Origin of the sequence: Akkermansia sp. KLE1798, from assembly GCF_001580195.1 — a bacterium.
Taxonomy (GTDB): domain Bacteria; phylum Verrucomicrobiota; class Verrucomicrobiia; order Verrucomicrobiales; family Akkermansiaceae; genus Akkermansia; species Akkermansia biwaensis.
Genome location: NZ_KQ971068.1, coordinates 70,753 through 86,262, shown reverse-complemented (window position 1 = coordinate 86,262; position 15,510 = coordinate 70,753). Strand labels below are relative to the sequence as shown.

The 15,510-nt window shown below is 59.0% G+C and carries 8 protein-coding genes; all 8 read right to left on the bottom strand.

Annotation, left to right across the window (positions count from 1 at the left end; translation table 11 throughout):
• Positions 1–5,668, bottom strand: a 5,668-nt coding sequence (locus HMPREF3039_RS01975; RefSeq protein ID WP_167506717.1) for a beta strand repeat-containing protein, incomplete at its 3' end; no start/stop codon positions are given.
• A 538-nt stretch (positions 5,669–6,206) separates the two neighbouring features.
• Positions 6,207–6,647, bottom strand: coding sequence for a pyrimidine dimer DNA glycosylase/endonuclease V (locus tag HMPREF3039_RS01970; RefSeq protein WP_067569736.1), 441 nt, complete (start codon positions 6,645–6,647; stop codon positions 6,207–6,209).
• Between the two features lie 112 nt (positions 6,648–6,759).
• On the bottom strand, positions 6,760–8,181 hold the full coding sequence (locus HMPREF3039_RS01965; RefSeq protein WP_067569738.1) for a cytidylate kinase family protein: 1,422 nt from the start codon (positions 8,179–8,181) through the stop codon (positions 6,760–6,762).
• A 278-nt stretch (positions 8,182–8,459) separates the two neighbouring features.
• Positions 8,460–9,554, bottom strand: coding sequence for a 2-oxo acid dehydrogenase subunit E2 (locus HMPREF3039_RS01960; protein ID WP_067951877.1), 1,095 nt, complete (start codon positions 9,552–9,554; stop codon positions 8,460–8,462).
• Positions 9,555–9,567: 13 nt separating this feature from the next.
• The gene (locus tag HMPREF3039_RS01955; protein WP_067569818.1) at positions 9,568–12,324 is read right to left on the bottom strand and encodes a 2-oxoglutarate dehydrogenase E1 component; all 2,757 of its coding nucleotides are present in this window, start codon (positions 12,322–12,324) and stop codon (positions 9,568–9,570) included.
• 80 nt (positions 12,325–12,404) lie between these two features.
• Positions 12,405–13,442, bottom strand: a complete 1,038-nt coding sequence (gene cydB / locus HMPREF3039_RS01950) for a cytochrome d ubiquinol oxidase subunit II (RefSeq protein ID WP_067569742.1) — start codon at positions 13,440–13,442, stop codon at positions 12,405–12,407.
• 24 nt (positions 13,443–13,466) lie between these two features.
• On the bottom strand, positions 13,467–14,846 hold the full coding sequence (locus tag HMPREF3039_RS01945; protein WP_067951876.1) for a cytochrome ubiquinol oxidase subunit I: 1,380 nt from the start codon (positions 14,844–14,846) through the stop codon (positions 13,467–13,469).
• 152 nt (positions 14,847–14,998) lie between these two features.
• The gene (locus tag HMPREF3039_RS01940) at positions 14,999–15,472 is read right to left on the bottom strand and encodes a L,D-transpeptidase (protein ID WP_067569746.1); all 474 of its coding nucleotides are present in this window, start codon (positions 15,470–15,472) and stop codon (positions 14,999–15,001) included.
• Positions 15,473–15,510 lie beyond the last annotated feature (38 nt).

Below are 15,510 nucleotides of genomic sequence, written 5' to 3'. Positions count from 1 at the left end.
GGGCGTCGCGCTGGGCGGTGCCCAGGGCGTTGACTGTAGAACCGGCCACGGCGGCCAGTTTGCGGGTGGCTGAGGCCATGTTCCCGTTTTCCATGTCTCTCGCAATGGAGTCGGAAATCAGGTAGAGGTTGGAGGTCTGGTCTCCCGCAATGATCCATTTGCTCTCGTTCAGCAGGGCGCCTCCCGCGAGGGAGTTGTGCGTGGTGGAAGCGGCAAGATAGGGACTGTCCGTACGTTCGTCGCCCAGGAGGACGATGTTGCTGCCCTGGGCTTCCAGACGCAGGTTGTAGAGCAGGGACAGGAAGCCGGCCGTGAGCTTGTAGCCGCTTCCCAACGTGGCAGTCGTTCCGCCGTCCCCTTCCATCAGGACGAAGTCCAGTGTACGGTTTTCCGCATTGAAGGAGGAAGACGCGTCGTTGTAAAGATTGATGGAAACGTCTCCCACATGGACGGTGCCCGCGGAGGATACGGCTGCTCCCAGCTCGGAGGAGGAAGTAACATTCATGTGAATGTCCAGCGTGGAGCCGTCACCCATGAAGAAGTCTTTGGTGGTATGCAAATGGGGCACCCCGTTGTCGGAAACCAGGCTGAGCGTACCGGCGTTTCCGACGACTACATGGCCGTAAGTCACGCCGTTGCCCTGGAGAACCAGCGTTCCCTGAGTGATGCCGAGGTTGACGTCCGCAGAGCCGGGACCGACCAGTGTCTGGGAACCCGTTCCGTTCATCTGAATGGTACCTGTATTCCGGAAGATGCCGGAGAAGACGGCGGAAGCGTTGTGCAGCTCAAGCACTCCTCCGTCGAGATCAACGGTGCCGTCCCCTGCCAGGCCGCCCAAGCTGAGCACGCCGTCTACCGTAGTGGACGCGCCGTCCCGGAGAGCCAGCGTGGTGTCATTGCCGATGGAGCCGTCCTGCGTCAGGGAGAAGGTGGTTCCGGCGCCGCTCACGGCGAAGGTTCCGCTTCCCGTAACGGCCATACTCAGGGCGGTGGTGGAAAGGATGGTCAGTTCCGAGCCGCTGCCCAAGTTTATCATTCCTTTCTGGGGCGAGGGAGAATATGCCATCAGGCTGTCCACGGAGGCGGTGGCCTTTTCCCCAAGAGTGAGCCTGCCACTTGTTATATTCAGTGCATCAATGCTGCTGCCCGTTCCATTCAGAACCAGCTCGCCGTCTTCCATAACCGTGGCCTGCGCCGTTGTCAGCTTTCCGCCGATGGACAGCGTGCCTTCCACTACATCCAGGCTGCTTGTCCGCACATTGCCGCCGATGTTCATGGTATATCCGGAGCCCTCCTTGCGGATGGCCGCATCTCCTTTAATGGAGCCTTGGTAGGTGGAATTGGTGATGTCTCCGGCGTTGACCAGGACAAGGGTCAGCCCCTTATTGCCGCCCGTATTGATCTGGGCGGAGGATGAGGCTCCTTCCAGATTTTTGAGCTGCATTTTCTCCGTTCCGGTTATGTCGATATTGATAATTCCATTATTGTGAATGCCCCCCATAGACTCCATTATTGTCTTGTTCGTATCGTTAAAAGTCAGGGGAGTATCATTTTCGTTCTGAATCAGCCAGTCGGAACCTCCCTCCTTGGGTTGCAATACCAGGGCGCCTCCGTTGGAGTTGACGCTGGAATCGAAGAAGGAGTCGTAGATATTATAGGGCGTATCAAAGCTTATCGTGGTTCCGCCTCCCAGGGTCAATGTGCCGTTGGTGATGTTGATGAGGGGAGAGTTGTTCGGATCTTTCAAAAGATACTCCGCAGCAATGTCCGTTAATTGGAGCAGCAGGTTTCCGGACAGGGTAACGCTGCCGTCCGCGGCGGTGGAGAAGGTGAATACCGCGCCGCTTCCGTCTCCCACCATGTCCGAGGAGATGCCCAGAGTGGAATTGGACAGGGAAATGTTCCCACTGCCGATGTCTGTGACGCTGGCGGCCTTGTCTTCCGTGCGGCTGGCTGATCCTTGGTAGGAGTTGAGCTTGCTGCCGGACATGCCGCCCAGGGAAACGGAAGAGGGTTCCCTGCCGGGCGTGTCCTGCCGGATGGAGACGTTCCCCGTGGCGTTCTGTGCGTTTGCCAGGGAGCCGTAGCCCAGGGAGATGTTTCCGGCCAGAGCCGCTCCGTTCATGTTCAGGGTGCCCCCGCTGACGGTTGTTTCTCCGGTGTAATTGCTGCCTGCACCGATGGAAAGCGTGCCGTCTCCGTCCTTGACCAGGGAGCCTTCGCCTCCCACGTTTCCTGTGAAGGTGATGTCCGTTTTGTTGGTGTCAATGGTGTTCGTGGCACCGTCCGCCAGAGTAACGGTATTGGAACCCACGCTCTGCGCCCATTGTTCCGTGGCCCGGATGGTGGCATTGTTGAGCTTCAGAACCGTATTGGCGTTCAAGTTCAGCCCTCTGGAGCCAAGTTCCGCTACGGTATTTTGGCTGTCTTCTCCTGTACCGCCGCCCAGAATGAGCGTGCCCGCCCGTGTGCTTCCGATTCCGCCCGCGGCTACGCTGGCTCCGGAAAGGACCAGTTTCCGGTCGGCGTTGTTATTGGGGTTGAATGTGAGCACATAATCCCCGCCGATCAGGTCGCCGGAGATGGTGGAAGTTCCGGCAATATAGACAATGATGCTGGCGTCGGCGCTCAGAGTAAGATTTCCGGAAATGGTGGTGTTGTCCATGCGCAGAGCTCCGGCCTTGTCATTTCCCGTGCCCGTACCCGTTCCGGCGATCGTGAAATTCTGGGTCCACGGGGTGCCAGCCGAGCTTTCGTTATCCATGTAAAGGTGCGTGCCGGATTCCACCGTAATTGCCTGGACGGATGCCAGGCTGTCTCCGGTTTCACCATAGAATCTCAGGTTTCCACGCAAGACGAGTTCTCCTCCGAATCCTGCAAAAACGGCATTGTTGATTTTGGTCTCATCCTGTCCCGTATTGTCGAGGATAATTGTTCCCGTACCTGTGACGTTGTTGGAGAAAAGGGAAGTGTTTTTCCCGCCGCTGGCATTGACGGCATAGAGCAGGGTGCTGTCCTGGCCCACCTCTATGCCTCCGGTTCCCAGTGCGGTTCTGGCTGCGTAGTCAAATGACAGGGTGCCGCCCGTGATTTGCGTTCCCCCCGTGTAGGTATTGGAAGCATTTCCAAGGACAAGCGTTCCATCGCCGGACTTGACAAGTTTTCCTGCGGAGTTTTCCGCCGTATCGGACAGAAGGCCGTTCAATGTAGCCGTTTTGTTTCCGGAAACGGTAAAGATGCCGTCTCCCGTCATGGAAATGCCGTTGGCAAGGGTAATGCCGTTGCCCAGCGTGAGGCCCGTTCCTGTGGCCATGGTAACGCTTCCCGAGCCGAGAGCCTGTGCATGGTTGGCGGCTATGCTGCCTTTGAGCAGTTCCGTTCCTCCGGTGTAGGCGTTCGCCGTGTTGATCGTCAGGGTACCGTCCTCCGCGTCCATCGTCAGCTTGCCGCCGCCCGTGATGGAACCGCTGCCGCCGAATACGTAGCCGTCCGCCGTGACCGTGATGGAGCCGGGTCTGACGTTTCCGGAAATGGCGACGGAGCGTTTGTCCGCAGCCGCAGTTCCATCAAACGTGACATGGTCTCCCGTGTAGAATTTGTTGTCGCCGTTGCCGGTGATGTCCCAGGGGGAATTTTCAGCGGTTCCTTCCGTTATCCAGATACCCTCTCCGCCGCCATTCCAGACCAGATTTCCGTGTTCACCCTTCTCCGTCACATTCAGGAGAACGGATTTTCCGTCCCCCGACAGTGAAATGATGGCGGCGGCCCCGCGGTTCAGGCCGAGGAAATGGAGCTCACCATTGCTGGTGAAAGTTCCCGTAGTGGTGGTGAACAGCGTGTAGGCGTCTTCCGTGGAGGAGGCAAGGTCAATGTTGAAGGAAAGGCCGCCTACTTCCACTGCTCCAGCTCCCGTATAGGTGAGCTGGTCGTTTTCCGCCCCCATGATGTCCATGAAGATGTTCACTCCCGTACCGAAGGCCAGTGAAGAGACGCTTACATGGGAAAGGGTGCCGGAGCCGCCGATGTTCAGGGAGCCGCCCGCAATGTTGATGTTGCCCGCGTCATAATCCCCGGCGGCGTTGCCGAGCTGCAAGGTTCCTTCCGAAGAGGTGATCCGGCCGTTGTTCGTTCCCGCGAAGATGAAGGTTCCGGCGCCGGACCTGACCAGGCTGACCGTATCGGCAATCGTCCCGGTGAAGGTGTTCAGACCATCTTTCTGGATGAGGTTCAGCGTATCGGGAGAATCGGCTGTTGCTCCGGAACTTTCCCCCGCAATAATGCCTTTTCCGTTCAATCCGGCTATGTTGCCGGTTTTATCCGCATTGTTGATCTGCAGGTAGCTGTCTTCGTTGAACATGTTGACTGTGGCGTTGACCAACGCGTTCTGATGGGCCAGGACCAGGGCTCTTTTCTTTACGGGGGCGTCTCCGGTCCCATCGGGAGAACCTACGTTCACCGTCCCGGTAAAGTCCGTGTTTTCTCCGGTGATGAATAATTTCCTGTTTGCCAGGTCATCGGTCCCATTGTTTACGGAAAGATATTGAAGTGTGCCTTCACCGCTCAGTGTCCCTGTCAGTCCGATTGTTTTTGCATATTGGGTAGTGATGTCTACGACGTCCATGGCGGATTCTCCGATCCGGATATTGCCGGAGAGCGTGTACTGGTAGGAACCCTCGGTCGGACCGGAGGAGTTCCCGATATAGATTTCCGCGCCGTTGAGCAGATCAATGTTGTTGGAGACGGAATGGAGGTTGGTGCCGTTGCCGTTCAGCTTCAGGGTGGCGTTTCCCACCACGATATCGGCCCCGGTGAATTCCAGCTTGCTTCCGTTGGCGCTCCCCAGTTGGAGGGTTCCGGAAGAAACCTTCACGGTACCCTGGTAGTCCGCCAGAGCAGAGCTGGTATTGATGATCAGCGCATTCGCGCCCATTTTTTCAAGCTGGCCGCCGTTGCCTTTGATCTTCGCGGTGAATGTAATTGCGCCGTTGGTGCTGTCAAATGCCAGGCTTCCCTGCTCAATGGTTAAATCCTTCTCAAAAGTGTTCGCTGAAATTGGTTTGAGCGTCAGGGCTCCGTCACCGGTTTTGACGTAGGCAAATTTACTGCGCGTATATGCAGACCACACTACGTTGTTTCCATTGGTGTCAATCCGAATGGTATCCCTGCCAGCTGTCACAGCGTTCATGTTGTTGGATATGTCCGTGGTGACGCCTTCTCCGTATTTGACCGTACCTCCTCCCCAGACGATTTTTCCCGTTCCCAGCACGCCATCGGCGCCCAGCTCCAGAACGCCTCCATTCAGATTGATGGTGCCGGAGAAGCTAGTATTGAGCGTTTCAAGGCGCAGGGTGGAAGTCCCTGATTTATTGAGGGTTCCGCCGCCTGCCATGGCTCCGGTCCCTTTCAGCGTGTAGCTGGTGGTGTCGGAGTTAAAGGTAAGTCCCGTAGGCGTTACCGTTCCGGAAATGAGGGCTTCAACAAGTTCCTGTCCGTCCAGGGTTCCGAATATGACGGTATCCTCATCCGTGTAAACAGCGTTCCCGTTCCAGGGGGAACTGTCCGGGGTGCCGTTCAGAGTCCACACGTTATTGCCTTCCGCCCCTGTCCAGGTCAGTTCGGCTGCGGTGGCGGCATGGGGGGTGGAAAGACATGCGAGGAGAGCTGCCAAAAGCGTCATAGGTAAGTGCAATTTCATGACAGAAAATGTTGGTGTATTGTGTTTAATTGTTTTTATATGTTATTGGCACTAAAGAACTAGAGGTAGATCTGGTCTTTTGTACTAAAAATCTATAAAAATAGAAAGCAGGTGTCAACCTAATTTTTGATATTAAGTGGATACGGGATTTATTATTTAGTGACAATATTGTACTTTGAATGAGAAAAAGTTATTTGAATCAATCCAACATTTTCCTGCCGGGGAATGAAAGTCTGCCGCCTGCCCGGGATACCTGGTTTCCCCGAAGAAAAAAGCGTTTTGTTTTCAATAAAATAGATATAAAGGCCAGTAGTACGGCTTATCTGTGTGAATAGAAAATTTAATCGGGCGGACCGGGGAAGAGAAGAGGCTGCCCAGCAAGGAAGCCGATTGGCTTCCTGTTAACTTTAAACGGCAGGAAAAATCCGGAATATGTTGTTCAGGAGATACGGTTGCCGGGCATGGCCGGACACGCTGCGGGGAAATTGGGAAAATGTATGTTCATCTCCGGTCATTGTTCCTCCCGGGGTTTTTCCCAGAGGCACATTTCCCCCGGTTCCACCCGAAAGAGGGGGTGGGGGAAGATGAATGGGGCTGTGAGCAGGGAGGCGTAACGGAGAGGGTCTCTTTTCCGCAGCTTGATCAGGAGGTGGCGGAATTCGTATTCCAGTTGCTTGTCCGGCAGGAGAAGAAGCGGGAGCGGTTCCACGGGTGTGATTTTCTGAAGGTCGAAATGGTAGCCCCTGCGGAGGGATTCGTCATGAACGGCTTTCAGGTAGGCGTCCAGCGTTTGAAGAGGATGGGGAGTTTCCCGGAAACGGTGGAGCTGGGGATGATGGATGTAGCCTTTGGTCTGGCCGGAGAGCACTTTCCGGGCCAGCAGACCTTCCCGCCACAGGGCGACCAGTCCGGCGGAATCCAGATATGACGGGTGAAGGGACCAGAGCCTCATGATTTTTTGGACCGCAAGGGGTATTTGGGCGTTGAAGGGGAGACAGGGAATAGGGGGAATAGGGGGAATAGGGGGAATAGGGGGAGAAGCCGGCCGGCATGTTCCGGATGTTTCAGGCCAGTGCGATTTCTCCCTGAAGGTTTTCCGCGTTCGCGGGGGAGGGCGTTTGTTCCGCGATGGGGGTGGGTAATGGCGCGGAAGTTTCCTGCGTCCGGGTTTTGACGGCTTCCAGGATGAGTTCCGCGGTGCGTTCCAGGCCGTAGTCCGATGTGTTGATGCACAAGTCGTAAAGGCGCGCGTTGCCGAGTTCCTGGCCGGTGTAGTGCAGGCAGTGGTTGCGGCGGCGGGAGTCCATCGTGTCCATTGTCCGGGCTACGCTGCGGGGAGAGACGCCGTAGTTTTCCACGACGCGCTGCATGCGCGTAGCGGGGTCGGCATGGAGGAAGACGCTGAACAGGTTGGGACGGCCTTTCAGGATGAAGTTGGCGCAGCGGCCCACGATGACGCAGGCGTGTTTGGCGGCGATGTCCCGGATGACTTTGCTCTGGGCCAGGAAGGTCGCGTCTTCCGGCGGCTGTTCTTCCGCCGTGTAGGCGTAGTTCTGGGCGTAGAGCTCGTAAAGGAAGCGGCTGGCGAGCTGTTGTTCATGCCTGCGGATGTAGTCCGGCGTGAGGCCGCTTTGCGCCGCGGTGAGATACACCAGTTCCGAGTCGTAGAATTGGATGCCGAGCCGTTCCGCGATCATGGCGCCGATGGCGTGGCCGCCGGAGCCGTATTCCCGGTCAATGGAGATGACCAGAGGCGCATCCGGAGCGTAGGCCGCCGTTTCCGCGGAAGGCAGGGGTTCCCGCATGGCGCCGGGCCGTGCGGCGCGTTCCAGCAGCCTGTCCAGCCAGAATACGTGTTTGTTGAAGAACCGGACGATCATGCCCACCAGAATGGCGGCCACGACGGTTCCTTCCCGGATGCCGGAGAGGCCGTGCAGCAGGAAAAGCGAACAGGCAAGGCCGATGCAGACGAGCGTGCAGTCCATGCCGGTTTTCACGGCTCCGAATTCCCATTTGAAGAGTTTGACGAATGCCAGGTTCATGCCTTCCGCCGCCAGCAGGACGGCGTCCGCCTTGACCTGCATGAAGACTCCGAAGCCCAGAATGACGCAGCTCAGCAGGCAGATTACTGCGGACCAGGCGTACCCCGCCGGTTCCAGCGGAGATACCAGCCACATGGAGAAGTCTGTCAGCATGCCGAAGACGAAGACCACGGGGATCTGGAGCAGGTGGACGGGCCGGAACTGCCTTTTGAGCAGGGCCGCCTGCACGGCGACAAAGCTCAGGTGCATGAGGATGGTGATGGTCCCCATGCTCAGCGGAAGGGCCAGGCTGAGGACATAGGGCGTGCAGGAGATGGGGGAGACCCCCAGGCTGGCCTTGGCGGACAGGGCGATGCCCAGGGACATGATGAAGAGGGCCGCCACTAGGACGAAGCAGCGCAGGATGTGTTCTCCAATGCTTCTCCGTACGTGATAGTCTGCCATGGTACCGGATGTTAGTCCTTATGTCAGCATCAAGTCAAGGGTTCAAAAGCCGGAATTCCGGTGGCCGCTTTTTTCCATTTGCTTTCACATGGAAGCTTCAGGCATGAAGGATGGAGAGCGCCTGTGATTCCGCCCGGAAACTCTGACCGGGAATATAGACATGGGAAACGGCTGGAGAAGGGAAGCCGCGCATGAAGGAGGGTGCGGGGGAAGAGGCCGTTTTGCCTGTTCCCGTTCCTACCGGGATTTTGGATCCGGGGCGGGGGCGGGAGGTTTCCCTACAGCTCGAATACCGGGTTTTCCACGGCGTTTTTCACGGCAATGAGGAATTGCACGGCCTGTTTCCCGTCCACCAGGCGGTGGTCATAGGAGAGGGCCAGGTACATCATGGGCCGGATGGCGATTTGGCCGTCCCGGACGACGGGGCGTTCCTGAATGGCGTGCATGCCCAGAATGCCGCTCTGGGGCGGGTTCAGGATGGGGGTGGAGAGCAGGGAGCCGTACGTGCCCCCGTTGGATATAGTGAAGCACCCTCCCTGCAGGTCCTGCATGGAAAGGGTGCCCTTTCGTGCTTTTTCCGCCAGCGCGGCGAGTTCCAGTTCCAGTTCCGGGAGCGTTTTCCGGTCGCAGTCCCTCAGCACGGGCACCACGAGGCCCTTGTCCGTGCCGATGGCGACGGAGATGTCGTAGTACAGGTTTTCCACGATGTCCGTGCCGTCTATTTTGGCGTTGACCTGCGGCACTTCCTTGAGCGCCTTGACGGCGGCCTTGATGAAGAAGCCCATGAAGCCGAGCTTGGTGCCGTACCTTTCCCGGAAAGAGGCGTTGAATTGCCTGCGCAGTTCCATGACGGCGCTCATGTCGCATTCATTGAAGGTGGTGAGGATGGCCGCCTGGTGCTGGACTTGTGCTAGCCGGGCCGCGATGGTGCGGCGCAGGGGGCTCATGGGTTTCCTGATGAAGCGGGGTGCGGCCTGTTCCGGCCCGGCGGATTGCTTTTCCCGTGGCGTTTCCGACGGTTCATGCGCCTGTTCCGGGAGCTCCTCCGGAGGAGATGCCACCTTTTTTACGTCCGGCTGTGGGGTGTTTTCCGGTTCCGGAAGCACGGCGGCCTCTTCCTTTTCCGGAACGGCGGTTCCTGCGGACGGGGCAATGCGGCCCAGAACGGCTCCGATGGGGGCTTCAGCTCCTTCCGGTACGAGGATTTCCAGCATGCCGTCCTCATCCGCTTCCAGATCCGTGGAGACTTTGTCCGTTTCCAGCGTGACCAGGGTGTCTCCTCTGGCCACTGCGTCTCCGGCGCCCTTGTGCCATGCGGCTACGGTGGCGGAGGTGATGGATTCTCCGAAACTGGGGATCAGGATGTCGCTCATGGGATGGTGATGGTCAGGATTGGGCGCGCGGTCCGAAGGCCGTGGAGATGAGTCGTTTTTGCGCGGCGGCGTGCAGGGCCTTGGCCCCTTCCGCCGGGCAGGCCATGGGGGGGCGTCCCGCATAGCGGAACGAGGTGGCGAAGAGGCGGCCCAGCCGGTTGCGCAGATGGCCCCACGCCCCCATGTTGGAGGGTTCCTCCTGGCACCATACGAAGTCGCGCACTTTCTGGTAGGGGGCGAGCAGGTAGGTAAGCTGTTCCTGCGCCAGCGGGTAGATTTGCTCCACGCGGATGATGACGGTGTCCGCGATGCCGCGTTCCCTTCGGTAGGCGTCCAGGTCGTAATAGACTTTTCCCGTGCAGAAGACGGCGCGCGTGATTTTGTCCGGAGCCGGGCTTTCCGGATCAGCCAGTACTTCGTGGAACCGGGACGGAGCCAGGAAGTCACGGCGGGCGGAGGCGGCTTCCGGCCGGGAGAGCAGGCTTTTGGGCGTGAAGACGATGAGGGGCTTGTGTACGTTCTGGTGTATCTGGCGACGCAGGGCGTGAAAGTATTGGGCGGGTGTGGTCGGGTTGATGACCTGCATGTTGTCGTCCGCACAGAGCTGGAGATAGCGTTCCATGCGGGCACTGGAGTGCTCGGACCCGGCTCCTTCGTAACCGTGGGGCAGGAGCAGCACGATGCGGCATTTCTGGTGCCATTTGGCTTCCGCGGCCGCAATGAACTGGTCCACGATGACCTGGGCTCCGTTGGCAAAGTCGCCGAACTGGGCTTCCCACATGACCAGGGCGTCCTGGCTTTCCAGGGCATAACCGTATTCGAAGCCCAGCACGGAGGCTTCCGACAGGGAAGAGTTGTAGATGCGGAAGGCGGTGGTGCCGTGGTTCAGTTTTTCCAGCGGCGTGTACACGGAGCCGTTGTTGAAGTCGTGCAGGACGGCATGCCGCTGGGAGAAGGTGCCGCGCTGGCAGTCCTGCCCGGAGAGGCGCACGGTGTGGTTTTCCGTGAGCAGGGACCCCCATGCCAGGGATTCCGCCATGGCCCAGTCCAGCGGGCCGCCTTCTCGGAAGGCTTCCCGGCGGCGGGAGAGGAAGCGTTTTTCCAGGGTGGGGTGGGGCGTGAAGTTTTCCGGCAGTTCCGTCAGGATGTCACCGATGCGCCGGAAGAGGTCCGGGCTGATGCCCGTGCGCACGCTGAGGCGGGGAATGGGGGATTCATCCGCATCCTGCGCACTGACCGGGAGGATGTAGTCCGCCGGGTGCTCCTTCATCTGGTCGTACGCCTGCTGCATGCCGTTCCAGATACGTTCCCTGATGCCATGTTCCTCTTGCTCTGTCAGTTCTCCCCGTTCCCGGAGCAGGGTTCCGTACAGGGCCGCCGCCGTGGGGCGCGCCTCTATTTTTTTGGTCTGCATGGGGGCTGTGAAGGCGGCCTGGTCCGTTTCATTGTGTCCCAGGCGGCGGTAGCAGTACATGTCCAGAATGATGTCACGGCCGAATTTCTGGCGGAATTGGAGCGCGAATTCCGCGGCCCAGATCAGGTCTTCCGGGCTTTCCCCGTTGATGTGCAGGATGGGCGCTTCCAGCATCTGGGCCACGTCCGTGGCGTAGTGGGAGGAGCGGGCTTCATCCGGGCTGGTGGTGAAGCCGATCTGGTTGTTGATGATCAGGTGGATGGAACCGCCGGTCCGGTAGCCTTTCAGCTGGGAGAGGTTGAGCACTTCCGCCACCAGCCCCTGTCCGGCGAAGGCGGCGTCCCCGTGGAGAATGAGCGGGAGCACATGTTTTCTTTCCATGTCTTCCAGGCTGTGCTGCCTGGCCCTGGCGCGGCCTTCCACCACGGGGTAGATGGCTTCCAGGTGGCTGGGATTGGAGGAGAGGTTGATGTGCAGGGGCACGCCGTCCACGTGGCGCGTGGCGGCATAGCCCAGGTGGTATTTCACGTCGCTGCGGCCGATGGGGGATTCCGGAAGGTAGTCCGGCGTGAATTCGTAAAAGATGGTTTTCAGCGGCTTGTGGAGGATGTTTGCCAGCACGTTGAGCCTGCCCCGGTGGGCCATGCCCATTTCCACATGGGAGATGGCCGCCGCAGGGCAGCGTTTGACCAGGGCGTCCAGCAGGACGATGGCGCCTTCCCCCCCTTCCAGGGAGAAGCGTTTTTCCCCGATGAAGCGCTTGCCCAGGAATTCCTCGAACAGTTCCGCCTTGCAGAGGTGGATGAAGGCGTCCCGGCGGGTTTCCGGGCCGTAGTCCACGCCGTCCGCCCGGCGGTCTATTTTTTCCTCAATCCAGGAGCGGATTTCCAGGTTGTCAATGTGCTGGTATTCAAATCCGATGGCCCCGCAGTAGGTGTTTCGGAGGTGGGCGATGATTTCCCGGAGGGTGAAGATGCGCCCTTTCTGGAAGGTGCCGATGTTGATGGGCTGGTCCATGTCTTCCGGGCGGAAGCCCAGTTCTTCCGGACGTACGGGAACGGTCGCCTCCTCCGGAGAATCCAGCGGGTTGAAGCGGGCGCATTTGTGCCCCATGACCCGGTAGGCGCGGATGAGCTGGTTGACGCGCCCGCGTCCTTCCGCGCTTTCCGGCGGAACCGTGTACGGGGAGGCGTCCGCGGCGTTTTCCTCTTCCCGCGGAGCGCCGCCGCTGCCCAGTTCGTATCCCTCAAAGTAGGCCGCCCAAAGGGGATCTACGGACAGCGGATCGTTTTTCCATGTTTCATGGAGCGCCGTGATTTCCTCAGGCGTGAGTCTGGAGAAGATGGAGGCGTTCATGCGGGAAGGATGGACGGAATGGGGAACAGTGGTTGATTCGCTGATTGTCGTCCGCTTTCTGAAGGCGGAGTTTCCAACCATTAATAGCTGTGCTCGTTGAGCTGCACCTTGCCGCGGAAGACCCAGTAGATGGCCGCGGAGTAGGCGAGGACGATCGGAACGCCGATGAGGGCGATGTAGGTCATCACCATCAGGCTTTCCCGCGTGGAGGAGCCGTTGACGAGGGTAAGGGAGTGCTCCGGATTGGGCATGGAGTAGAGCAGGTTGGGGAACATGGAAGCCCCGAACATGGCCATCATGCACCCCATCGTGGAGCAGGAGGCGATGAAGGCCCAGCCCGACCGGTTTTTGCTCATGAATATCCAGATGGCCGCAATGGAAACAGCCGCCAGTGCGGCGATGCCGTAGATCCAGGGGGAGCGTTCCAATGCCGCCGCCACGTGCGGCACATACAGGAGCGTGGCCGCGCCGTGAATGATGATCAGGATGGTGAAGATGATGATGCAGGGCTTGAGGAGCCTTTTGATTTGCTGCTGGAGGTCGCCCTGCGTTTTCATCATCAGGAAGATGCCGCCGTGCATGGCGAAGAGGGCCACCGTCGTGAGGCCCAGCAGGACGGCGTAGGGGTTCAGCAGGCTCAGGAAGGTTCCCGTGAAGTTGCCCTGGCCGTCCAGCGGGATGCCCCTGGTGACGTTGCCCATGGCCACCCCGATGAGCAGGGCCGCCAGGAGGCTGCTGACGGAGAAGGTGATGTCCCAGCCCTTGCGCCACCACTGCATGGGCTGCTTGCTCCGGAATTCGATGGAGACGGCCCGGAAGATGAGGGTGAGCAGCAGGAGCATGAAGGCCAGGTAAAATCCGGAGAAGACGGAGGCGTACACGTACGGGAAGGCGGCGAAGAGGGCGCCCCCGCCCGTGATAAGCCAGACTTCATTGCCGTCCCATACGGGGCCCACGGCATTGAGCATCAGTCTTCTGTTTTCATCTCCCTTGATAAAGAACTGGAGGGTGCCGGTTCCCAGGTCAAAGCCGTCCAGAACGGCGTAGCCGGAGAAGAGTACGCCGACGAGGATGAACCAGATGATTTGCAGGTCTGCGAGAGTGAGGTTGTCCAACATGGTTTTAAGTGGGGGGGATGGGGATTAGTCTTTGACAAAGGGTACCTGAAGCTTGCCTTCACCCGTGCCGTCGTCTTCCTTCGCTTCCTGGTCGGGGCCCTTGTGGATTTTATGGGTGATTTGGTAGAGGAAGAGGGCCAGGAGCAGGGTATAGATGACGAAGAACATGCCCAGCGAGGAGAGTGCCTCCGCCGCGGTGAGGGTGGGGGAGACGGCGTGCTCCGTCCTCAGGATGCCGTACACGATCCAGGGCTGGCGGCCCATTTCCGCCACGGCCCAGCCTACCTGGTTGGCAATCTGCGGCCCCAATACGGAGAAGACGAAGCACCAGAGCAGCCAGCGTTTTTCAAAGAGCCAGCCGCGCTTCCACGCCCAGAGGCCCAGCAGGAACAGGGCGCCCAGCGCGCAGCCGATGAGGATCATGAGGTGGAAGGAGTAGAAGACGGGCAGGATGGGGGGGCGTTCGTCCTGCGGAATGGCGTTCATGCCGGTGATGGGAGTATCCAGGTTATGATGGGTCAGGAAAGTGAGCATGTACGGGATGGAGATGCCCGTCACTTCATGGGTGGACGGGTTCATCCAGCCGACGAGGTGGAGCGACTGCGGAGCCCCCGATTCCATCACGCCTTCCATGGCGGCGAATTTGGCGGGCTGGTGGACGGAGACTTCACGTGCGCTGGAGTCGCCCGTGATGCCCATGCCGACCACGCCTATCAGGCCGATGACCAGCGCCACCTTGAAGCTTTTCTTGGCGCCGCCCGTAAAGCGTTTTTTCAGGATGTACCAGGCGGAGACGCTGAGCACCAGCGTGGCTCCCGCCAGCCAGCACCCCGCCAGGGCGTGCGTCAGGCGGTCCACCGTGGACGGGTTGAAGACCACGTCATAGAAGCTGGTGATGTGCGCCTGGATTTTTCCGTTTACTTCCACCAGCTTGTAGCCGGCGGGGGTCTGCATCCAGGAGTTAGCCACAATGATCCAGATGGCGCTGAAATGGGCGCCCAGGGCCACCATGCAGGCGGAGAAGAAGTGCATTTTGGGCCCCACCTTGTCCCAGCCGAAGAGCAGGATGGCCAGGAAGCCGGATTCCAGGAAGAAGGCGAAGATGCCTTCCGCCGCCAAGGGGCTGCCGAAGATGTCGCCCACGCAGCGGGAGTAGTCCGCCCAGTTGGTGCCGAACTGGAATTCCATCACGATGCCGGAGGCCACGCCCAGCGCGAAGATGATGCCGAATATCTTGGTCCAGAATTTGGCCTGCTTGTGGTAGAGCTCATTTTTTGTTTTCAGCCAGAGGCCTTCCAGTGCCACCAGTACCACTCCCAGGCCGATGGTCATCGGCGGGAAGATGTAGTGGAACATGATGGTGACGGCAAACTGAAGACGGGATAATAAGACCGGATCGTCCATGATTGATTGGGGATGAGTGGTTGTTTATGGAACAAGATGCCGGCAGCCAAATTCCGGAACCTTTATGTTTTATACATCCCGGAGAGGGCTTTGTTCAATTATTTTCCTTCCCCTCTGATAACTTTTTTAGATTTTCTCTAAAAAACAAGAGCTTAAAGGCGGATGAACGCTTCCGTGCCTTCTTCCGTCAAGTCAAAAAGGGTCAGCATGTCCTGCGGGGAAAGGCGAATGCAGCCGTGGGAGTCCGGTGTTCCGAGGCTGTCCGTTCGGTTGGTGCCGTGGATGTAGATGTAGCGTTCCCGCGTATTGGCGTTTTCGGGGTCCAGGCCGTCCAGCCACAGGATGCGCGTCAGGATGAAGTCTGAATGTTCATTCATGCCCTCCGGGATGGCGGCCGGGTAGCGGCCAACCGGGAGCCGAGAGACGAAGATGGTGTCCTCAGGCAGGCCCGCTCCGATTTTTTTGCAGATCCGGAAGCGGCCCAGGGGCGTTTTTCCTGACCCCTGCTGGCTGCCCGTGCCGGCTTTTCCGCTGGAAACAGGGCAGGAAAACAAGAGTGTTCCGGCGGATTCCAGGGTCAGCTTCTGCCGGGAGAGATCAATGTGCAGCACCGCGGGAGGAGACATGCCAGGAATGGAAAGGGAGGGGAAGAAGAGAAAAGGGG

Coding starts and splice junctions, on each gene's coding strand:
- HMPREF3039_RS01970 (WP_067569736.1), bottom strand. CDS start 6,647: ATGAGGCTCTGGTCCCTTCACCCGTCATATCTGGATTCCGCCGGACTG.
- HMPREF3039_RS01965 (WP_067569738.1), bottom strand. CDS start 8,181: ATGGCAGACTATCACGTACGGAGAAGCATTGGAGAACACATCCTGCGC.
- HMPREF3039_RS01960 (WP_067951877.1), bottom strand. CDS start 9,554: ATGAGCGACATCCTGATCCCCAGTTTCGGAGAATCCATCACCTCCGCC.
- HMPREF3039_RS01955 (WP_067569818.1), bottom strand. CDS start 12,324: ATGAACGCCTCCATCTTCTCCAGACTCACGCCTGAGGAAATCACGGCG.
- cydB (WP_067569742.1), bottom strand. CDS start 13,442: ATGTTGGACAACCTCACTCTCGCAGACCTGCAAATCATCTGGTTCATC.
- HMPREF3039_RS01945 (WP_067951876.1), bottom strand. CDS start 14,846: ATGGACGATCCGGTCTTATTATCCCGTCTTCAGTTTGCCGTCACCATC.
- HMPREF3039_RS01940 (WP_067569746.1), bottom strand. CDS start 15,472: ATGTCTCCTCCCGCGGTGCTGCACATTGATCTCTCCCGGCAGAAGCTG.